Origin of the sequence: Methylobacterium oryzisoli, assembly GCF_046557895.1 — a bacterium.
Lineage (GTDB): Bacteria > Pseudomonadota > Alphaproteobacteria > Rhizobiales > Beijerinckiaceae > Methylobacterium > Methylobacterium oryzisoli.
In genome coordinates this window covers 20,472-40,231 of sequence record NZ_JBKIBX010000007.1, presented here as the reverse complement: position 1 = coordinate 40,231, position 19,760 = coordinate 20,472, and the positions used below count along the sequence as shown (strand labels likewise).

The window sequence follows — 19,760 nt, the reverse complement described above, 5'->3', positions numbered from 1 at the left end:
GCGCGGCCCGCCGGCGTTTCTCGCGCCCGCCCCGTGGAACGCGGGCCCGAAATGGTGTTGAGGGAACCGTGGGACCGCAGAGGAGACCGGCGTGGCGCAGCCCGGGCAGAAGACCATCGCGTTCGTCGTCACGGAGGATTGGTTCTTCGCCTCCCACTTCCTGCCGATGGCCCGCGCCGCCGTGGCGGCCGGCCACGCGGTCGCGGTGGTGACGCGGGTGCGCGCGCACCGGGAGGCCATCGCGGCGACGGGCGCCCGCGTGGTGGCGCTGGAGGCCGAGCGGTCGAGCCTCAACCCGATGAGCGCCGGCTACGCCACCGGGCAGCTCGCCGCGATCCTCAAGGCCCTGCGGGCCGACCTCGTCCATTGCATCGCGCTGCGCGGCATCCTGGTCGGGGGCGCGGCCGCCGCGCTCGCCGGCATTCCGCGGCGGGTCTACGCGCTCACGGGTCTCGGCCTCGTCGGCGCCCGGCAGGATCGCGGCGGGCGCGTGGCGCGCGCCGCCCTGCGCCGCCTGATCCGCGGCCCGCTGGAGACCGCCCAGACCCGCTACCTGTTCGAGAACCCGGACGATGCCGCGCTCCTCGGCCTCGATCCGGCGGAGACCCGCGTCACCGTGGTGGGCGGGGCCGGGATCGACCCCGCCGTGTGGGTGCCCGCGCCGCTGCCGCCGCTGCCGCCGCTGCGCATCGCCCTCGTCGCCCGGATGCTGTGGTCGAAGGGCGTCGACACCGCGGTCGAGGCCGTGCGCCTCGCCCGCGCGCAGGGTGTTTCGGTCGACCTCGCCCTCCACGGCGCCCCCGACCCGTCGAACCGGCGCGCGATCCCCGAGGCGACCCTGCGGGACTGGTCGCGCGACGGGGTGACGTGGCACGGGGCGACCGCGGACGTGGCGGGCGCGCTCGCGGCGGCGCAGGCCGCCTGCCTGCCCTCGCGCGGCGGCGAGGGCCTGCCGCGTGCCCTGCTGGAGGCCGCCGCCTGCGGCCGGGCCCTCCTCACCACCGACGTGCCGGGCTGCCGCACGCTCGTGCGCGACGGGATCGAGGGCCGCGTGGTGCCCTCCGACGACCCGGCGGCGCTCGCCCGGGCGATGGCGGATCTCGCCGCCGACCCGGCCCGCCTCGCCGCGATGGGCGCGGCGGCCCGCCTCAGGATTCTTGAGGGTGGCTTCACCGAGGCGGCGGTCGCCGCCGCGGTGGCGCGCGTCCACGCGGACCTGCTGGCGTGAGCGCCTCCGCGCGCGACCCCGCGGCCTTCATCCGCGCCCACACCCGGCTGCGCCCGGTGCCGCACGCGCCGGAGATCGGCCTGATGGTCGCCGACGAGGCCACCGAATTGTGGAGCCGCACCGAGGAGGAACTGGGCGAGATGGGATTGCCGCCGCCCTTCTGGGCCTTCGCCTGGGCGGGCGGGCAGGCGCTGGCGCGCTACGTCCTCGACCGGCCCGAGACCGTCGCGGGCGCCCGCGTGCTCGATTTCGCCTCGGGCTCCGGCCTCGTCGCGGTGGCGGCGGCGCGGGCGGGGGCCGCCGCGGTGGTGGCGAGCGACCTCGACCCCTTCGCGCTCGCGGCGATCCGCCTCAACGCCGCGCAGAACGGCGTCGCGGACCGCGTCGCGCCGAGGGGCGAGGACCTGATCGGCCGCGACGAGGGCTGGGACTGCGTGCTCGCCGCCGACATCTTCTACGAGCGCGACCTCGCCGCCCGGGTTGCCGACTGGCTCCAGGCGCTGCACGCCCGCGGCGCCCGGGTGCTGATCGGCGATCCCGGCCGGGCCTACCTGCCGAAGGAGCGCCTGGACAACCTCGCCACCTACGCGGTGCCGGTGACGCGGGCGCTGGAGGATGCGGAGATCAAGCGCACGGGGGTGTGGCGGTTCGCGGCGCCGGACTGCGTGTAGAGCGTCGTCGGCCGCAGCGCATCGGATGGAAGCGTCCGGTACCGCAATCTGCGTCGGAGCGCCGAACTCTCGGGGAACGGCAGCCGGGCGCAGATCTCATCCCGGCCTGCACGCGGAGGCCGCCACGCTCGACGAACTCGTCGAGATCATTACCGATCCGGCGCCTGATCTGGTGCGGGCCAATTGCCCTCAGCAGGACGTCGTCCCTGCGCCCAGCATCCCGCTGCGCGTCGAGCATGTCGTGAACGCGACATCTTCAGCTGCCTGTTGAAGCACTGCAGTGGCCGAAGGCCTCGCGCGGCGCCTCCTCTCATCCCTTCCCGAGCAAGGCTCGAGCCCGATCCGCCCAGCCTGGGCTCCGGCCATCGCTTTCGTGGCGCTCCCCGGCCTGCGCGTCCGCAGGCCGTTTGAAGACGAGGCCTTGCTCCGACCAGGGAAGTCGCGTCACACGTGTGCCGCGCGCGGCGAAGAAGTCGTCCCAGCGCCACGTCGGCGCAGCAAGGTGTCCGTAATTGTCGAGCACCATCGGCGCGCCAGGAGCGAGGCGCTGCCAGAGGTAGTCCAGGCCAACCTCCTCATAGCCAAGATCGACGTGCGCAAAGCAAAATTGCTGCGACCCGATGCGCTCGTGGATAGCACTATCCCAAACGAGGCCAACATAGAGCTCCGTATTGGCATATTCCCGCGTAATTCTCGCGCGTATCTCATCAGTGCACATAGTCGCAGTGGGATCAGGCTGATGAGTCTCAAAGAGGTCGACCAAATGAAATTTGCGAAATTCCTTTAAGTAGTTAAGCGCCCGTGCGAAGTACCAAGCACTTCCTCCTTGCCATGTTCCAAATTCTATTACGTCACCCGGAAATGTTAGGCCAAGGCGGAGAAGTTCCATCGTGAAATGGATCTTCTCCTTTGCCATCATCGAGGCGGGGGCTTCGTCCTCGTTTCGAAAAACTTCATGATATAATGTCTCCTGCTCGAATACATTGATTTCCGATGTCTGCTTGTAAAGAAGTCGCGAAGGATAGAACCATCTCATGTAACCATAGAGACGCACAACATCCCCAAGATATCCGTAATTGTGACGATACTCGCAAGAAAGAATAAGATTGGCATCAAATTTTCGATCAAGATCTACAACCGGAATGCCGCGAAAATGAACCCCCCTGAAGATGGGATTCGGATCATAAACTGCAACAACATTGTCGCGGCACAAATTGATAACATGCTTGGCAGTTTCTCCGAACCCCACCAGCACGGCGCGCACGCCCGGATCAGAGCATTGCGCTACAAGCTGCGAAAGCGCTTCGTGATCAACGATATTCGTTGGCGTGCTGTGGATGGCATATGACATGGCTGCGCTGCTCTCCAGTCGGCATCCGAGGGCTGAATCGAGGCCTTATCGTCAAGACAACGGATAGGGCAACTCACCTGAAGGCCGACTGCATGCGCCCTATCTGCTACCTCTCATGCTGGAGCGTCTTTGCCCCGATCCGTTCATACGAACCATGCTGCGCCCAGATGCTGGTGGGGAGGAGAACGCGTCAGCACAAGCGCGCGGCGGTGTCGGACCATGCCGCGCGAGAGGGCGAACGGACAGAACGACGCCCGGGAATCTCGCCGGGAAGTGGGCTCGGCGCGCTTGCCCGACCCATGCTCTCCAGGGTTCCCTCTCACCCATACATCGCCCGCAGGTCGAGCGTGCCCTCGCGCCCGACGGCGTCGAAGTGCCGGGCCAGCCACGCCTGCCCGGCCGCCCGGCCCGCGTCGCGCAGGCTCTGCAGGAAGGGCCATTGCGGCTTGAGCTTGGTCGCGGCGCCGTAATCGTCGAGCCCGCCGGTGCCGTCGATGCGGTGCAGCCGCACCGGCCGGTACTCGTCCGGCGTGAGGGCGCCCTCCTCGATCAGTTCCCGCATGAAGTCGATGGCGCGCAACTCGCGCAGCAGGTTGCCGTTGAAGGTGATCTCGTTCAGCCGGTCTCGGATCGCCTCGGGCGTGCGCGGCGTCTCGCGCCGCTCCACCGGGTTGATCTGCACGAGCAGAATGTCGCGGGTCTCGGCCCCGTGATAGAGCGGATAGAGCGGCGGGTTGCCGAGGTAGCCGCCGTCCCAGTAGGGCACGCCGTCGATCTCCACCGCCTGGAAGACGGTGGGCAGGCAGGCCGACGCCATGACGTGGTCGGGCGTCAGGTCCCGCCCCTCGAACACCGCGATCTTGCCGGTCCAGACGTTGGTGGCCGAGATGAACAGCGGCGCGGTGTCCGCCGCGCGGAGCGCCGCGAAATCGACCGTCTCCTCCAGCGCGCGCTTGAGCGGGTTGATGTTGAGGGGGTTGGCCGAGTAGGGGCTCGCCACCGCCTTCCAGAACTCGCCCACCGGCGTGCGCTTCCAGAAGCGCAGCACGCCGTCGAACACGCTCTGCTGCGTCTCGGTCAGGTCGCCGTCGAGGCTGACCCCGCGCCAGAAGGCTTCGAGCTGGGCGCGCGCGCCGTCCGGACCGCCCTTCAGCCAGCCGTGGGTCATCACCACGGCGTTCATGGCGCCCGCGCTCGCCCCGGTGATCGCCTCGAAGGCGAGGCGCCCGTCCTCGATCAGCGCGTCGAGCACGCCCCAGGTGAAGGCGCCGTGCGCCCCCCCGCCCTGCAGGGCGAGCGCCACCGCCTTCTCGGCCCGTGGCCCCGCGAGACCGCGGGCCGGGCGGGGCCGCCCACCCGATTCGACCGCCACCGGCTGCCCCTCGGCTGCGGAGAGGCCGTCATTTCGTCCGTCCATCGCGTCCGCCACGCTGGTTGCTGCATTGCAAGATGAGATGGTGCGGTGCACATTCCACGCAACCCCGGATGCGGCACCGCGCCTCGACAGGCCGGAGCGGATGGGCCATGAAGCGCCCGACGCCGCACCGGCACGCTCCGTTCATCTTCGGAGCCGATGCTGCGCGCCGGTCCGGCCGTGCGGTGCGTCACAGACTTGACGTCGCCCGCGCGCAGGATCAGCTAAACGTTTGGTGCCGGACCCGGAACCGGCCGCCGCGAAGGACCCCGATGCAGACCATGGACGCACCCGCTGCCGCCCCCGAGATCGCCGGCCCGGCAGCCCGGCACGGCACCGTCGGCGTGCGCATCGGCGAGGGCGAGGGCGCCGTCACGATCGGCGGCGGCGCGCCCATCGTCGTGCAGTCGATGACCAACACCGACACGGCGGATATCGACGCCACCGTGGCGCAGGTCTCGGCGCTCGCCCGCGCGGGCTCCGAGATCGTGCGCATCACGGTGGACCGGGACGAGGCCGCCGCGGCGGTGCCCAAGATCCGCGAGCGCCTGGACCGCATCGGCGTCCCCGTGCCGCTGGTGGGCGACTTCCACTACATCGGCCACAAGCTGCTGGCCGATCATCCGGCCTGCGCCGAGGCGCTGGCGAAGTACCGGATCAACCCGGGCAACGTCGGCTTCAAGGAGAAGAAGGACCTCCAGTTCGGCACCATCGTCGAGACGGCGGCGCGCTACGGCAAGGCGGTGCGCATCGGTGCGAACTGGGGCTCGCTGGACGAGGCGCTCCTCACCCACATGATGGACGAGAACGCCCGCGCCCCGCGGCCGCTCGACGCCCGCGCGGTGATGCGCGAGGCGATGGTGCGCTCCGCGCTGCTCTCGGCCGACCGCGCCGTGGAGATCGGCCTGCCCAAGGACCGCATCGTGCTCTCCGCCAAGGTCTCGGCGGTGCAGGACCTGATCGCCGTCTACCGCGAGGTGGCGCGCCGCGCGGACTACGCCATCCATCTCGGCCTCACCGAGGCCGGCATGGGCACCAAGGGCGTGGTCGCGGCCTCGGCGGCGATGGGCGTGCTGCTTCAGGAGGGGATCGGCGACACGATCCGCTACTCGCTGACGCCCGAGCCCGGGGGCGACCGCACCGTGGAGGTGAAGGCCGCCCAGGAGCTGCTGCAGACGATGGGCTTCCGCACCTTCGTGCCGCTGGTGGCCGCCTGCCCCGGCTGCGGGCGCACCACCTCCACGGTCTTCCAGGAACTCGCCCGCGACATCCAGAACTGGATCTCCACCTCGATGCCGGAGTGGCGCAAGACCTATCCGGGGGTCGAGGGCCTGAACGTCGCCGTGATGGGCTGCATCGTGAATGGGCCGGGCGAATCGAAGCACGCCGACATCGGCATCTCGCTGCCCGGCACGGGCGAGACACCCACCGCGCCGGTCTTCATCGACGGCAAGAAGGCGATGACGCTGCGCGGGGCGACGCTCGCCAAGGACTTCGAGGCCATCGTCATCGACTACATCGAGCGCCGCTTCGGCCAGGACCGCCGCACGGCCGCCGAGTAGGGGCCGCTTTCCCAAAGGTCAGGGGCGCGCCGCCTTGCACGCCCCGGCCCGCATGCTAAGATTTCGCCACAATCGCAGCCGGCCGGGCCGGCGCGATCCGGTGCCGCCGAACGCCCCCGCAGCTCTCTCGGCGGCACCCGCGCCTCCGGCGAGGCGCAATCCTGATTGCCCATGACCCAATCTGCCGTACCCACGAGCGGGAGCACCACCCCGCCCGAAACGCTCACCCCGCCGAGCGGCGGGCCGCCGACGCCCGCCGGGTCGGTCGACGAGCCCGAGGGCCACGGTCACGGCCAAGCCAAGTTCTGGACGCTCTTCCTCGGCTCGGTCGGCGTCGTCTACGGCGACATCGGCACCAGCCCGCTCTACGCCTTCCGGGAGGCGCTGGCCCCCGGGCGGGCCGACGGGATGCTCACGGTGCACGAGGTGCTGGGCACCGTCTCGCTGCTGCTCTGGGCGCTGATCCTGATCGTCACGATCAAGTACGTGCTCCTGCTCCTGCACATGGACAACAAGGGCGAGGGCGGGATCCTTTCGCTCATGGCGCTCGCCCGCAAGGCGCTCGGCGGCTCGCGCACGGTGTTCAGCCTCGGCCTGCTCGGCGCGGCCCTCTTTTACGGGGACGCCGTCATCACGCCGGCGATCTCGGTGCTCTCGGCGGTGGAGGGCCTGAAGCTCGTCACCCCGGCCTTCGAGCATTACGTGCTGCCGATCACCATCGCGATCATCGTGCCGCTTTTCCTGGTCCAGAGCCGGGGCACGGGACGGATGGCGAGCTTCTTCGGCCCGATCACCGTGGTGTGGTTCCTGGCCATGGCGGTGGCGGCCCTGCCGCACATCCTGCGTCGGCCGGACGTGCTGCTCGCGCTCAATCCCTGGTACGCGCTCGAATACCTGCTCAGCCACGGCAGCGGCGCGCTGATCGTGCTCGGCGCGGTCTTCCTGGCGGTGACCGGGGCCGAGGCACTGTTCGCCGATCTCGGCCATTTCGGCCGCCGACCGATCCAGGCCGCCTGGATCTGCATCGTCGGCCCGGCGCTCTCGCTCAACTATCTCGGCCAGGCGGCGCTCGTCCTCGCCTATCCCGACACGAAGGACCCGTTCTTCCAGCTCGTGCCCGAATGGGCGCTGCTGCCGATGGTGCTGCTCGCCACCGCCGCCACCGTGATCGCCAGCCAAGCGGTGATCACCGGAGCGTTCTCGCTCTCGCGCCAGGCGGTGCAGCTCGGCCTGCTGCCGCGGCTCGAGATCCGCCACACCTCCGAATCCCATTCGGGCCAGATCTACCTGCCGCAGATCAACACCCTGCTGATGGTCGGCGTGGTGGTGCTGGTGCTGGTCTTTCGCTCCTCCAGCGGCCTCGCCTCGGCCTACGGCATCGCCGTCACCGGCACGATGCTGATCACCGCGAGCCTCTCGTTCCTGGTGCTGTGGCGGTTCTGGAAGTGGTCGCCGATCGCGGCCGGCGCCGTGATGCTGCCCTTCATCGCGGTCGAGCTGATGTTCCTCGTCTCGAACCTGATCAAGGTGTTCGAGGGCGGCTACGTGCCCCTGCTGCTGGCGGGCGGCCTCGTGGTGCTGATGTGGACCTGGGTGCGGGGCGTCACCATCCTGTTCAACAAGACCCGCAAGACCGACGTGCCGCTGTCCGAACTCGTGGCGATGCTGGAAAAAAGCCCGCCCCACCACGTCCGCGGCACGGCGGTCTTCCTGACCAGCGATCCCGAGACCGCGCCCGCCGCCCTCCTGCACAACCTCAAGCACAACAAGGTGCTGCACGAGAAGAACGTCGTGCTCACCGTGCGCACCATCGACCTGCCGCGCCTGAAGGATGCCGACCGCATCTCCATCGAGCCGCTGGGGCCGCATTTCTGGAAGGTGGTGATGAAGTTCGGCTACATGGAATCGCCGAACATCCCGCGGGGGCTGGCGCTGCTGCGCAAGCAGGGCTTCAAGTTCGACATCATGGCGACGTCGTTCTTCCTGTCGCGCCGCTCGATCCGCCCGGCGGCGCAGTCCGGCATGCCGCTGTGGCAGGACCGCATCTTCATCACGCTGGCGCGCAACGCCAACGACGCGACGGACTTCTTCCAGATCCCGACCGGGCGCGTGGTGGAGGTGGGCACGCAGGTCACGGTCTGACGGGCTTCCCCTCGGGGGGCGACATGCTCTAGACGGGCGGCGTCCACGAAGCGCAGCCGAGTCCCGTCATGTCCGCCGCCCTCCGTCCCGTCCCGCGTCCCGGCGTTCTCGACATCGAGGCCTACGTGCCGGGCAAGAGCGCGGCGCCGGCCGGCGTGAAGCTGCACAAGCTCTCCTCGAACGAGACGCCGCTCGGGCCGAGCCCGGCCGCGATCGCGGCGGTGCACGAGGGGGCGGCCGGGCTCGAACTCTACCCGGATGGGAGCGCCGCGGCCCTGCGCCGGGCCATCGCCGCCAAGTACGGCCTCGATCCCGAGCGGATCGTCTGCGGCGCGGGCTCGGACGAGCTCCTGTCGCTGCTCACCTACGCGTATCTCGGGCCGGGCGAGGAGGGCCTCTACTCGCAGTACGGGTTCCTGGTCTACCGCATCGCCATCCTGGCGGCGGGCGGCACGCCGGTCGTCGCCTCCGAGCGCGACCACACGGCGGATGTCGACGCGATCCTTTCCGCGGTGAGCCCGCGCACGCGCCTCGTCTACCTCGCCAACCCGAACAACCCCACCGGCACCTACCTGCCCTTCGACGAGGTGCGCCGGCTGCACGCGGGGCTGCCGGGCAACGTGCTCCTCGTCCTCGACGCGGCCTATGCCGAGTACGTCCGGCGCAACGACTACGCGGCCGGCCTCGAACTCGTGGCCGAATCCGAGAACGTCGTGATGACCCGCACCTTCTCGAAGGCGTACGGGCTGGCGGCCCTGCGCATCGGTTGGATGGTGGGACCGCCCGCCGTGGTGGACGCGGTCAACCGTATCCGCGGTCCCTTCAACGTCAGCGCGGCCGCGATCGCGGCGGGCGCCGCGGCGATGGCGGACGACGGCCACATCGCGGCGGCGGTCGCCCACAACGAGGCGTGGCTGCCGAAGGTCACCCGGGCCCTGACCGACCTCGGGCTCACCGTGACGCCGAGCGTCGGCAACTTCGTGTTGATCCACTTCCCCGACGCGCCGGGCCGCGGGGCCGCGGAGGCCGACGCCTTCCTGACCGCCCGCGGCCTGATCCTGCGCCGCGTCGGCGCCTACGGGCTGCCGAACGCCCTGCGCATGACGATCGGCAGCGCGGAGGCGAACGAGGCGGTGGTCGCGGCGCTGGCGGAGTTCGTGAAGGGACGCGCGGATGCCTGAGCGCGCCGTCGATCGCCTCGCCATCGTCGGGCTCGGGCTGATCGGCTCCTCGATCGCCCGCGCCGCCCGGGCGAACGGCCTGGCCCGGACCATCGTGGCGATCGACCGGGACGCGGGCGTGCTGGAGCGCGTGCGCGCGCTCGGGATCGCCGACGAGGCGACCGACGACGTCGCGGCCGGGGTCGCGGGGGCCGACCTCGTGATCCTGTGCGTGCCGGTGGGCGCCGTCGGCGCGGTCGCCGCCGCGATGGCCGGCGCCCTGAAGGCCGGCGCGATCGTCTCGGATGTCGGCTCGGTCAAGGGCGCGGTGGTGGCGGCGGTCGCCCCGCACCTGCCCGCCCACGCCGCCTTCGTGCCGGCCCACCCCGTCGCCGGCACCGAGCAATCGGGGCCGGATGCCGGCTTCGCGACCCTGTTTCAGGGCCGCTGGTGCATCCTCACGCCGCCCGAGGGCACGGACCCGCAGGCGGTGGCGCGGGTGCGGGCCTTCTGGGAGGGACTGGGCTCCGTGGTCGAGACCATGACGCCCGCCCACCACGACCTCGTGCTCGCCATCACCAGCCACGTGCCGCACCTGATCGCCTACAACATCGTGGGCACGGCGGCGGACCTCGAGACCGTGACGCAATCCGAGGTGATCAAGTTCTCGGCCGGCGGCTTTCGCGACTTCACCCGCATCGCCGCCTCCGATCCCACCATGTGGCGCGACGTCTTCCTCACCAACAAGGACGCGGTGCTGGAGATGCTCGGACGCTTCAACGAGGATCTGGCCGCGCTGGCGCGGGCGATCCGCTGGGACGACGGCGAGGCCCTGCACGCCCTCTTCAGCCGCACCCGCGCCATCCGCCGCGGCATCGTGGCGATGGGCCAGGAGACGGCGGAGCCGGATTTCGGGCGGCGGGGTCCGAAGGCACCGGGCTGAGCGCGTCATCGCCGAGTCCCGCGAAGGCCATGAGTCCCGCGAAGGATGCAAGTCCCGCGAAGGACAAAGGCGGTGACCGCGCGCGAGGCTTGCGGCATCATCGCCGGGCCGGGCGGTGGTTCGGCGCAGGTGGACGGCCGATGAGCTTCGAGGCGTCGATCCCGCAGAACACTGTTGCGCTGCGCCAGCTCCAGGGCATGCGCCGCGAGATGATGGAACTCGTCGAGCGGCAGGGCCGCATCATCGAGCTGGTGAACCGCCTCGCCATGCGGATGGACGAAGGGTTCACGAGCCTGCGCCAGGATACGGGCGCGCTGAACCGGGATGTCTCCGTCATCCGCTCCGACCTCGTCCTTATGGAGAACAAGATCCTCGACGGGCAGTCGAACATCCTGCGGATCGTCGCGCGCCTCGATGACGAGGGCGGTGATCCGGACCAAGCCTGATCCGCGATTCATCCCCGTCGCGCGCATCCCACAGGGAACTCTTTTCCCTCTCAAGCTTTGCCATAAGCGTTGCCATAAGCCCGCCGCTGTCGGAGGATACGGCACGGGTGGCGCAGCGACATCGACGGCGGAGTTCCCGTGTCTCATCGTTCGCAATGGGTGCGCGGGCTGCTCGCCGCGCTGGTGGCCGCGCAGGTCGCGGCCTGCTCCTCGATCCCGCGCACGCCGTACACGGCCGCCGAGGCGGCCGTGGCCACGGTGCCCGGGCAGGAGCCGACGATCCGCTATTGGGCCGATGCGCCGGCCTCGGCCTTCGCCCCCGTGAGCGCACAGGCGGTCGCGCAGCGCGAGCCCTTCACGTATCTCGCCCTCTCGGGGGGCGGCGGCGACGGGGCCTACGGGGCGGGCGTGCTGAACGGCTGGAGCGAGACCGGGCGGCGCCCCGTCTTCACCCTGGTCTCGGGCGTCTCGACCGGCGCGCTGATCGCGCCCTTCGCCTTCCTGGGGCCGGCCTACGATCCGACCCTGCGGGAGATCTACACCAGCGGCATCGCCTCGACCCTGGTGGAATCGCCCAACCCCCTCAACATCCTGGTCGGCGACGGCCTCTTCGCCGACCAGCGCCTGCGCGACCTCGTCGGGCGCTACGTGACCCCCGACCTCGTGGCCCAGATCGCCGAGGAGCACCGCAAGGGCCGCCGCCTCCTCGTCGTCACCACGAACCTCGATTCGCAGCGCGCCGTGATCTGGGACATGGGCGCCATCGCGACGAGCGGGCAGCCGAACGCCGTCGCGCTGTTCCGCGACGTGCTCACCGCCTCGGCGAGCGTGCCGGCGGTCTTCCCGCCGATGCTCATCGACGCCCAGGCCGGCAACCGCGCCTTCCAGGAGATGCATGTGGACGGCGCGGTGGCCACGCCCGTCTTCACCCTGCCGGAGGCCTTCCTGGCCCAGGACGGGCGCGTGGTGCGCAGCCGGGGCCGGCCGAACATCTTCGTGATCATCAACGGCCGCATCGAGCCGAGCTTCGACCTCGTCCGGAACCGCACCTTCGCGATCGCCTCGCGCACCCTCTCGACGGTGGGGCGCACCCGCGCCCGCAACACGCTGGCGAGCACGCTCGCCTTCGCGCGCCGCAACGGCATCGGCTTCAACCTCACCTACATCGACCGCGGCATCCCGGAGGTCGCGGCCCAGCAGGGCTTCGACACCGCCTACATGCGCCGGCTGTTCGACGACGGCTACGCCAAGGCCCGCGCGGGCGCGCTGTGGGAGACCGCGCTGCCGCGCGACGGCGTCATGCAGGAGGCGCGGGCGGAGGGGCGCTAGAGCAGCGCCCGATCGCGTTGCGACCGGGCGCTGCTCTAAGTCTTTGATTTGTCGCATTTTCTGCGACGAACCGGCATCCACTTCGTCGGAAATTGCTCTAAGCAGGTTTCGCAAAAGTGGCCGCCGGTTCTGCGACAAAAACCTGCGGCAAAACAAGAATCTAAGCGGGCGAAGCGTTGGCCTGCCAACGCAAGTCTGCTGAGGCGCGCTTGCGAAAGCCCCCCTGGCGGGCGATGTCTCGGCAGCGGACGAGACGAGCCGCCCGGGAGGAGAGCCGATGAGCGCCAGCGCGAAGCCGACCACGCCGATCACCGGGCCGCGCGGCGTCGCCGACGCGGATCCGGGCGAGACCGCCGACTGGCTCGCCTCGCTCGAATCCGTCGTGCGCCATGCCGGCCCGGAGCGGGCGCGCTTCCTCCTCGATCGGCTGGAGGAGAAGGCCAAGGCCATCGGCCTCGTGGACGAGGCCCCGCCCTACTCGCCCTACCGCAACACCATCCCGCTGGAGAAGCAGCCCCCCTACCCCGGCGACCTCGCCACCGAGGAGCGGCTCACCTCGATCATGCGCTGGAACGCGCTCGCGATGGTGGTGCGGGCGAACATGGCCTACGGCGAACTCGGCGGCCACGTGGCGAGCTACGCCTCGGCGGCCGAGATCTTCGAACTCGGCTTCAACCACTTCTTCAAGGCCGGCGACGAGACCGGGGCGGGCTCCGACCTCGTCTTCTTCCAGCCCCATTCCGCGCCCGGCGTCTACGCCCGCGCCTTCCTGGAGGGGCGCCTCTCGGAGGAGCACCTGACGCATTACCGCCAGGAGATCGCCGGCCAGGGCCTCTGCTCCTACCCGCATCCCTGGCTGATGCCGGACTTTTGGCAGGTGCCCACCGGCTCGATGGGGATCGGGCCGATCAACGCGATCTACCAGGCGCGCTTCATGCGCTACCTCCGCGACCGCGGCCTCGCCGACACGGCGGACCGGCACGTCTGGGGCGTCTTCGGCGACGGCGAGATGGACGAGCCGGAATCGGTGGGCGCGCTCACGCTCGCGGCGCGGGAAAAGCTCGACAACCTCACCTTCGTGATCAACTGCAACCTGCAGCGCCTCGACGGGCCGGTGCGCGGCAACGGCCAGATCATCCAGGAGCTGGAGAGCGTCTTCCGCGGCGCCGGCTGGCACGTGATCAAGGTGCTGTGGGGCTCGGAGTGGGACGCGATCTTCGCCCGCGACACCAACCACGCCCTGCTGCGCCGCTTCGCCGCCACCGTCGACGGCAAGTACCAGACGCTCGGCGCCAAGGACGGCGCCTACAACCTCGCCCACTTCTTCGGCGAGGACGAGGAGGTGAAGGCGCTGGTCTCGCACATGTCCGACGCGGACGTGGACCGGCTCAAGCGCGGCGGCCACGACTTCCGCAAGCTCTACGCGGCCTTCGCCGCCGCCAAGGCGACGCAGGGCCGCCCGACCGTGATCCTGGCCAAGACCAAGAAGGGCTACGGCATGGGCGGGGCGGGCGAGTCGCGCATGACCGCCCACCAGGCGAAAAAACTCGACACCGACGCGCTCAAGGCCTTTCGCGATCGCTTCGCCCTGCCGCTCTCGGATGCCGAGGTCGAGCGCCTCGACTTCTACCGGCCGCCGGAGGAGAGCCGCGAGCTGCGCTACCTGCGCGAGCGGCGCGCGGGGCTCGGCGGATATCTGCCCAAGCGCCGCCGCACCGGCCCGCCCGTGGCGGTGCCGGACCTCGCCGCCTATGCGGGCTTCGCGCTCGACGCCGACGGCAAGGAGATGTCGACCACCACCGCGGCGGTGCGGCTGCTCGGCGGCCTCCTGCGGCACAAGGAGCTGGGGCCGCGCGTCGTGCCGATCGTCGCCGACGAGGCGCGCACCTTCGGCATGGCGAACCTCTTTCGGCAGGTCGGCATCTACTCGCCGGTGGGGCAGCTCTACGAGCCGGAGGATGCCGGCTCGATGCTGTTCTACAAGGAGGCGCGGGACGGCCAGCTCCTGGAGGAAGGCATCACGGAGGCGGGCGCGATCTCGTCCTGGGTCGCGGCGGCGACGGCCTACAGCGTGCACGGGCTGGCGATGCTGCCCTTCTACATCTACTACTCGATGTTCGGCTTCCAGCGGGTCGGCGACCTGATCTGGGCGGCGGCCGACCAGCGGGCGCGGGGCTTCCTCATCGGCGCCACGGCGGGCCGCACCACGCTCGGCGGCGAGGGCCTGCAGCACCAGGACGGGTCGAGCCACCTCGTGGCCGCCACGATCCCGAACTGCCGCGCCTACGATCCCGCCTTCGCCTACGAGATGGCGGTGATCCTCGATCACGGCGCGCGCCGGATGATGACCGAGGGCGAGGACGAGTTCTACTACGTCACCGCCATGAACGAGACCTACGCCCAGCCCTCGATGCCGGCGGGGGCGGCCGAGGGCATCGTGCGCGGCCTCTACCGGGTCGGATCCTTCGGGGAGGGCGAGTCGGTGCGCCTGCTCGGCTCCGGGGCGATCCTGCCGGAGGTGATCCACGCCGCCCGGATGCTCGCGGAGGAATGGGGCGTGGGCGCCGCGGTGTTCAGCGCCACGAGCTTCAGCGAACTCGCCCGCGACGCGCAGGCGGCCGAGCGCGAGGCCCGGCTGAACCCGGGCGTGCCGGCGCGGCGCAGCCACGTGGCGGAGCTGCTGCCCGGCTCCGCGCCGGTGGTGGCCGCCACCGACTACGTGCGCGCCTACCCGCAGCTGATCGCTCCCCATGTCGAGGGCCGCTTCGTGGCGCTCGGCACGGACGGCTTCGGCCGCAGCGACACCCGCAGCCGCCTGCGCCGCTTCTTCGAGGTCGACCGCCAGCACATCGTGGTGGCGGCGCTCTCGGCGCTCGCCGATGCGGGCACGATCGCGCGCGCGCAGGTGGCCGAGGCGGTCGCCCGCTACGGCCTCGCCGCCGACGCGCCCGCGCCCTGGACGGTGTGACGCCGCGCGTCCGACACGTCGACGCCCGCGCACCCGCGCGGGCGCGGCTCAGAACCAGCGTTCCTTGATCACGATGGTGTCGCCCGGGCGCACCGGGTAGGTCATCGGCACGATCCCCGAGACGAGGCCGTTCGGGCTCTCGCGCGTCACCACCGCGTAGTCGCGGGCGGCGCGCGGGCCGAAGCCCGCGGCGATCGCCACCGCGGTCTCGACCGTCATGCCGTTGACGTATGGGTACTGGCCCGAGGTCGTCACCTCGCCCAGGATGAAGAAGGGCCGGTAGACCTCGATCTCCACCGTGACGTGGGGCTCGCGCACGTAGCCGTTGCGCAGGCGCCCCTCGATGGCGCGGGCCGCCTGCAGCGTGGTGTCGCCGCCGACCCTCACCGGACCGATCAGCGGCATGATGATCCGCCCGGCCCCGTCCACCGCGTAGAGGTTCGACAGGTTGTCCTGTCCGAACACGATCACCCGCAGCCGGTCGCCGGCCGCGAGCGGGTACTGTCCCCCGATCGAGCCCGTGCCGGTCGCGTCGAGGTAGGCGGTCCGATAATCCGGCCGCAGGCAGCCGCCGAGCGCCAGTGTGCTCGCAAGACCTGTGAGGAGAAGACGTCGATTCATCGTGTCCGGCCAGTCGGATCCGCTACCCGGAAGGTTTAGGCCGGCGTGGTTAACGAAAGCTGACGTGGCCCCCGACGATGTTCGACTTCGAAGCGTCGGCGAGCCGGGCGATCTTTACCGCCCGGCAATCTTAATGAGGTGTGATCCCGGGACTTTGGCCCCTCGATCGCAGACGGCCCTCATGCTCCGCGTCGCCCCCGTTGCCGAAACGCCCGGCTCCCTGCCCCCATCCGCCGCGGGGTCCGCCGCGCACGACCGTCCGGCCGGGCAAGACCGTCCGGCCCGGCAGGACTTTCCGAGCCGGGAGGGAATCGTGCTCGGCGATGTCGGCCGCCTGCTCCGGCGGCGCTGGCTCGCCGTCGCCTTGCCCACGCTCGCGGCCCTCGTCCTGTCGGTCGCCTTCGTGCAGCTCGTCCACCCGCGCTACACGGCCGAGTCCAAGCTGCTCCTCGAGACCCGAGACGGCGGGTTGACCCGCCTGCAGCAGGAGCGGGGCGACGTGCCCCAGCCGATCGACGAGCAGGCGGTGGCGAGCCAGGTGCAGGTCGTGATGTCGCGCGACCTCGCCCGCGAGGCGATCAAGCGGCTCGGCCTCGTCGGCAACCGCGAGTTCAACCCGCTGATCGACGGCCCCGATCCCCTGGATCAGGTCCTGGCGCTGCTCGGGCTCGTCCGGAACCCCCTGGAGCGCGACGCCGAGGACCGCGTCCTCGACAACTACTTCAAGAACCTGCTGGTCTATCCGGCCGGCAAGTCGCGCATCCTGACGATCGAGTTCCGGGCGCGCGATCCCGAACTGGCGGCGCGGGCCGCCAACACCATCGCGGAGCTCTACCTCTCCTCGCTCGCCGCCGCGAAGGTCGACACGGCGCGGTTCGCCTCGTCCTGGCTCGGCACCAACATCGAGGCCCTGCGCGGCCGCGTCGCGGAGGCCGAGGCGAAGGTCGAGGCCTTCCGGGCCAGGAACGGGCTGATCGGCGGCCTCTCCGGCACCGGGACGAGCCAGCCGATCGGCACCCAGCAGCTCACCGAACTCTCGACGCAGCTCACCCAGGCCCGCGCCGCGCAGGCCGATGCGGCCGCCAAGGCGAAGCTGATCCGCGACCTGATCAAGGACGGCCGCGCCTTCGAGATCCCCGACGTCGCCAACAACGAGCTGATCCGCCGCCTCGTGGAGCAGCGCATCACCCTGCGGGCGCAGCTCGCCCTGGAGACCCGCACGCTCCTGCCGCAGCACCCGCGGATCAAGGAGCTGAACGCGCAGCTCGGCGACCTCGAAGGCCAGATCCGCGCCGCCGCCGACCGCACGGTCCGCACCCTGGAGAACGATGCGCGCATCGCCGGGAGCCGCGTGGAGACGCTGCAGGCCGCCGTGGACGGGCAGCGCGACGTGGTGGCCAAGGGCAACACGAGCGAGGTGCAGCTGCGGGCGCTGGAGCGCGAGGCCAAGGTGCAGCGCGAGCAGCTCGAATCCTACCTCGCCCGCTACCGCGAGGCCGCCGCGCGCGATGCCGAGAGCGCGGCCCCGGCCGATGCCCGCGTGGTCTCGCGCGCCGTGGTGCCGGACCTGCCCTCCTTCCCCAAGAAGCTGCCGATCGTGGCCTGCGCCACCGTGCTGGTCTTCCTGCTCGCCGCGGGCTGGGTGCTGGCGCGCAGCCTCATCGCGGGCGGGCCGGACGACCGCGACGGCCGCCGCTGGCCGGCGCGGCCGCGGGATCTCGACGACGCGCAGCCGCCATCCGAGCGCGGCCTGAATGCGACCCACCCGGGCCTGCGCCCGGTCGCCGAGCACGCCGAGCCGGTGGCGGACATCGCTCCGGCCGCGACGGCGAACGATTCCGGCGCGGTCGAGACGCCCGCCGAGACGACCGCAGAGACGCCTGCCGCGTCGCCTGCACTGCCCGCAGCGGCACTGGATCCCGTCGCGCCGCAGGACATCCTGCTGCCCGCCAGCCTCGCCGGGGCCGCGGAGCGCTACGCCTTCGACGCGCTGATCGCGCGGATCTCCGCCATCGAGACCGCCGGCGGCGGGCGGCGGATCCTGGTGGTCGGCACCGGCGCGGAGGAGGAGCTCGACACGCTCTCGACCGCCCTCGGGCGCACGCTCGCCCGCGACAGCCGGGCCGTGATCGTGCGCCTGGACCGAGGGGACGACCACCCGGGCCTCACCGACATCGTGGCCGGCGAGGCCGCGTTCGGCGAGGCGCTGCGGCGCGAGGCCGGTTCGCGGCTGCACCTGATCGGCCGCGGTTACGGCGAGCCCGCCCTGCTGCTCGAGGAGCGCCAGGGCCTCGGCATCGCCCTCGATGCGCTCGGCCAAGCCTACGACTGGATCCTGTGCTGCCTCAACGACGGCCCGCACCCGGACACGCGATCGCTGGTCGGCCTCGCGGCGGCCTGGATGGACGCGGTGGTGATCGCCTCGAACGCCGACCCGGACGATGCCGGCCTCGTAGGGCTGTTCGAGGTCGCCGAGGCGGCGGGCGCGCCCGACGTGATCGTGGCACGCGAGGAGGGACCGCCCCCCGTGGCGATGCCGGCCTATCCGCTGCGCCGCTCGGCGTGACCGGGGATCGTCTCGCCCTCACGCCCCGGCGCGCGCGGCGCGCAGGCGGCCGGCGAGCTGGTGCAGGTGCCGGTTGCGCTTGATGCGCCGCTTCGCGCCCGCGATCCCGCCGGCGCCGAGCGCGTAGAGGTGGCCGCGCACCGTCACCGGCAGGGTGCGGCCGACCAGCGCGATGGTGTCGTCGCAGACATTCGTCTTGTAGCGCGCTTCGCCGACGCCGAGATCGAAGGCGGAGCGCCCCTGCGCGATCTGGTGGCGCACCAGGGCGTGCAGCAGCAGGTCGCCGGGGCTGCAGCGGGCGACCGGCGGGTCCGCGTCGAACGAGGTCAGCATGCCGCTGAAGCGGCGGGCATCGGCCACCCCGATGAAGGTGGCGAAGATCCGGCCGCTCTCGCGCGCCGCGAGGGCGTGGCATTCGAGCACCCGGGCATCCGGGCGCGTGGCCTCGGCCAGGAAGGCGCGGGCCGCCGGCTCCGCGAAGGGATCGGCGAGGCCGAGCTGCGCGAAGCGGGCCGCCTTCTGGGTCAGGTAGGCGGCGACGGTCGCCTCCGCCTCCGGCCCGCCCGTGGCGACCCGGTGGTCGAGGGGGCCGTGGGCGGCGGCGAGCCACTTTTCCTTCTGCCGCAGCTTGCGCCGGGCCTCCCCGCTGAACAGGCGCTTGATGGTCGCTTCCGCGTCCGTGCCGAGCTGCGCCCCGTAGGCGTCGCTCGGCGCGGGGCGGCCGCCGGCCGCCACGGGGTTGGGGCACTCGTCCCAGCGCAGGGGCTGGTTGGCGAACACGAACACGTCGAGGCCGTGCGCCCGGCCGAGGTCGCGCAGCGCCTGCGTCACCGCGGCGGGCGCGGCGAGCGCAGCCTCGCGCGAGGCAAAGAGCGGCAGGTGGACGTTGGCGTGCCGGCCGCCGATGCCGCGCGCGACGCGCACGAGGCCGCGGCGCGCGACCGCGAGCGGCAGCAGCAGGCGCGGGCGCCCGGTCGCGTCCCGCAGGACCGCGATCAGCGGGCTCTCGCCCTCGGCCCGGCCGAGCGTCGCCATGTAGGCCGACACCCAGTCGAAGCGCTGGTAGGGACTCATCACCGCGTCGCGGCCGGCCTCCAGCTCGCGCCACACCGGCTCGGCAGCCTCGAGCGCGGTGAAGACCTCCACCCTGAACAACGCTGGCTGCCGTCCGACGGCGGGACCGACCCCCATCACGTTCACCGCCGCTCCCGACATCGGATCCCGGTCCTTAACCCACGGTTGCTGCGCCCGCGCGGCACCCGCCGCGCGCGGCCGGCACCGCCCCGCCGGGACACGATAGTCCAACCGGCGCCGTCGCCATGCTGCATCCTGACGGTATGGTAACTGACTCCCATCGTA

General features: G+C 71.3%; 14 protein-coding genes. 10 read left to right on the top strand and 4 right to left on the bottom strand.

Going from position 1 to position 19,760, the window contains the following annotated elements:
• The first annotated feature begins 91 nt into the window (after nt 1–91).
• On the top strand, nt 92–1,228 hold the full coding sequence (locus ACKUB9_RS09065) for a glycosyltransferase (protein WP_407520945.1): 1,137 nt from the start codon (nt 92–94) through the stop codon (nt 1,226–1,228).
• Nucleotides 1,225–1,899 (top strand): class I SAM-dependent methyltransferase, encoded by a 675-nt coding sequence (locus ACKUB9_RS09060; RefSeq protein ID WP_407520943.1) that lies wholly within the window; start codon nt 1,225–1,227, stop codon nt 1,897–1,899. Before ACKUB9_RS09065 ends, ACKUB9_RS09060 begins: the two co-directional genes overlap by 4 nt.
• 310 nt (nt 1,900–2,209) lie before the next feature.
• Here the strand turns inward: ACKUB9_RS09060 and ACKUB9_RS09055 are convergent, their stop codons facing one another.
• Nucleotides 2,210–3,250, bottom strand: a complete 1,041-nt coding sequence (locus tag ACKUB9_RS09055; RefSeq protein WP_407520941.1) for a class I SAM-dependent methyltransferase — start codon at nt 3,248–3,250, stop codon at nt 2,210–2,212.
• Between the two features lie 319 nt (nt 3,251–3,569).
• The gene (locus ACKUB9_RS09050) at nt 3,570–4,667 is read right to left on the bottom strand and encodes a patatin-like phospholipase family protein (protein ID WP_407521234.1); all 1,098 of its coding nucleotides are present in this window, start codon (nt 4,665–4,667) and stop codon (nt 3,570–3,572) included.
• A gap of 269 nt (nt 4,668–4,936) precedes the next feature.
• On the opposite strand from ACKUB9_RS09050, the gene ispG reads away from it, so the two are divergent.
• The 7 genes from ispG to mdeB all read left to right on the top strand — a co-directional run bounded on the left by ispG (nt 4,937) and on the right by mdeB (nt 15,214).
• On the top strand, nt 4,937–6,226 hold the full coding sequence (gene ispG, locus ACKUB9_RS09045) for a flavodoxin-dependent (E)-4-hydroxy-3-methylbut-2-enyl-diphosphate synthase (RefSeq protein WP_407520939.1): 1,290 nt from the start codon (nt 4,937–4,939) through the stop codon (nt 6,224–6,226).
• Nucleotides 6,227–6,397: 171 nt separating this feature from the next.
• Nucleotides 6,398–8,368: a potassium transporter Kup gene (locus tag ACKUB9_RS09040; RefSeq protein WP_407520937.1), complete on the top strand. Its 1,971-nt coding sequence runs from the start codon at nt 6,398–6,400 to the stop codon at nt 8,366–8,368.
• A gap of 68 nt (nt 8,369–8,436) precedes the next feature.
• Nucleotides 8,437–9,549 (top strand): histidinol-phosphate transaminase, encoded by a 1,113-nt coding sequence (gene hisC, locus ACKUB9_RS09035; RefSeq protein ID WP_407520935.1) that lies wholly within the window; start codon nt 8,437–8,439, stop codon nt 9,547–9,549.
• A complete protein-coding gene (locus tag ACKUB9_RS09030; RefSeq protein ID WP_407520933.1) occupies nt 9,542–10,471 on the top strand; it encodes a prephenate/arogenate dehydrogenase family protein in 930 nt (309 codons plus the stop codon). The genes hisC and ACKUB9_RS09030 overlap by 8 nt, the downstream gene beginning before the upstream one ends.
• A 140-nt stretch (nt 10,472–10,611) precedes the next feature.
• A complete protein-coding gene (locus ACKUB9_RS09025) occupies nt 10,612–10,917 on the top strand; it encodes a hypothetical protein (RefSeq protein WP_407520931.1) in 306 nt (101 codons plus the stop codon).
• Nucleotides 10,918–11,055: 138 nt separating this feature from the next.
• The gene (locus tag ACKUB9_RS09020) at nt 11,056–12,246 is read left to right on the top strand and encodes a patatin-like phospholipase family protein (protein ID WP_407520929.1); all 1,191 of its coding nucleotides are present in this window, start codon (nt 11,056–11,058) and stop codon (nt 12,244–12,246) included.
• A gap of 277 nt (nt 12,247–12,523) precedes the next feature.
• Nucleotides 12,524–15,214, top strand: a complete 2,691-nt coding sequence (gene mdeB, locus ACKUB9_RS09015; protein WP_407520927.1) for an alpha-ketoglutarate dehydrogenase — start codon at nt 12,524–12,526, stop codon at nt 15,212–15,214.
• Nucleotides 15,215–15,262: 48 nt separating this feature from the next.
• On the opposite strand, the gene ACKUB9_RS09010 is transcribed toward mdeB, so the two are convergent.
• The gene (locus ACKUB9_RS09010; RefSeq protein ID WP_407520925.1) at nt 15,263–15,835 is read right to left on the bottom strand and encodes a polysaccharide biosynthesis/export family protein; all 573 of its coding nucleotides are present in this window, start codon (nt 15,833–15,835) and stop codon (nt 15,263–15,265) included.
• A gap of 181 nt (nt 15,836–16,016) precedes the next feature.
• Here ACKUB9_RS09010 and ACKUB9_RS09005 point away from each other — a divergent pair, with 181 nt between their 5' ends.
• Entirely contained in the window at nt 16,017–18,401 is a 2,385-nt protein-coding gene (locus ACKUB9_RS09005; RefSeq protein WP_407520923.1) for a GumC family protein, read from the top strand.
• A gap of 18 nt (nt 18,402–18,419) precedes the next feature.
• On the opposite strand, the gene ACKUB9_RS09000 is transcribed toward ACKUB9_RS09005, so the two are convergent.
• Nucleotides 18,420–19,616 (bottom strand): GNAT family N-acetyltransferase, encoded by a 1,197-nt coding sequence (locus tag ACKUB9_RS09000; RefSeq protein WP_407520921.1) that lies wholly within the window; start codon nt 19,614–19,616, stop codon nt 18,420–18,422.
• Nucleotides 19,617–19,760 lie beyond the last annotated feature (144 nt).

What these genes read in the sequence shown, in the direction of transcription:
- ispG (WP_407520939.1), top strand. Translation starts at nt 4,937, where the DNA reads ATGCAGACCATGGACGCACCCGCTGCCGCCCCCGAGATCGCCGGCCCG.
- hisC (WP_407520935.1), top strand. Translation starts at nt 8,437, where the DNA reads ATGTCCGCCGCCCTCCGTCCCGTCCCGCGTCCCGGCGTTCTCGACATC.
- ACKUB9_RS09005 (WP_407520923.1), top strand. Translation starts at nt 16,017, where the DNA reads ATGCTCCGCGTCGCCCCCGTTGCCGAAACGCCCGGCTCCCTGCCCCCA.
- ACKUB9_RS09010 (WP_407520925.1), bottom strand. Translation starts at nt 15,835, where the DNA reads ATGAATCGACGTCTTCTCCTCACAGGTCTTGCGAGCACACTGGCGCTC.
- ACKUB9_RS09055 (WP_407520941.1), bottom strand. Translation starts at nt 3,250, where the DNA reads ATGTCATATGCCATCCACAGCACGCCAACGAATATCGTTGATCACGAA.
- ACKUB9_RS09030 (WP_407520933.1), top strand. Translation starts at nt 9,542, where the DNA reads ATGCCTGAGCGCGCCGTCGATCGCCTCGCCATCGTCGGGCTCGGGCTG.
- ACKUB9_RS09050 (WP_407521234.1), bottom strand. Translation starts at nt 4,667, where the DNA reads ATGGACGGACGAAATGACGGCCTCTCCGCAGCCGAGGGGCAGCCGGTG.
- ACKUB9_RS09040 (WP_407520937.1), top strand. Translation starts at nt 6,398, where the DNA reads ATGACCCAATCTGCCGTACCCACGAGCGGGAGCACCACCCCGCCCGAA.
- mdeB (WP_407520927.1), top strand. Translation starts at nt 12,524, where the DNA reads ATGAGCGCCAGCGCGAAGCCGACCACGCCGATCACCGGGCCGCGCGGC.
- ACKUB9_RS09000 (WP_407520921.1), bottom strand. Translation starts at nt 19,616, where the DNA reads ATGTCGGGAGCGGCGGTGAACGTGATGGGGGTCGGTCCCGCCGTCGGA.
- ACKUB9_RS09025 (WP_407520931.1), top strand. Translation starts at nt 10,612, where the DNA reads ATGAGCTTCGAGGCGTCGATCCCGCAGAACACTGTTGCGCTGCGCCAG.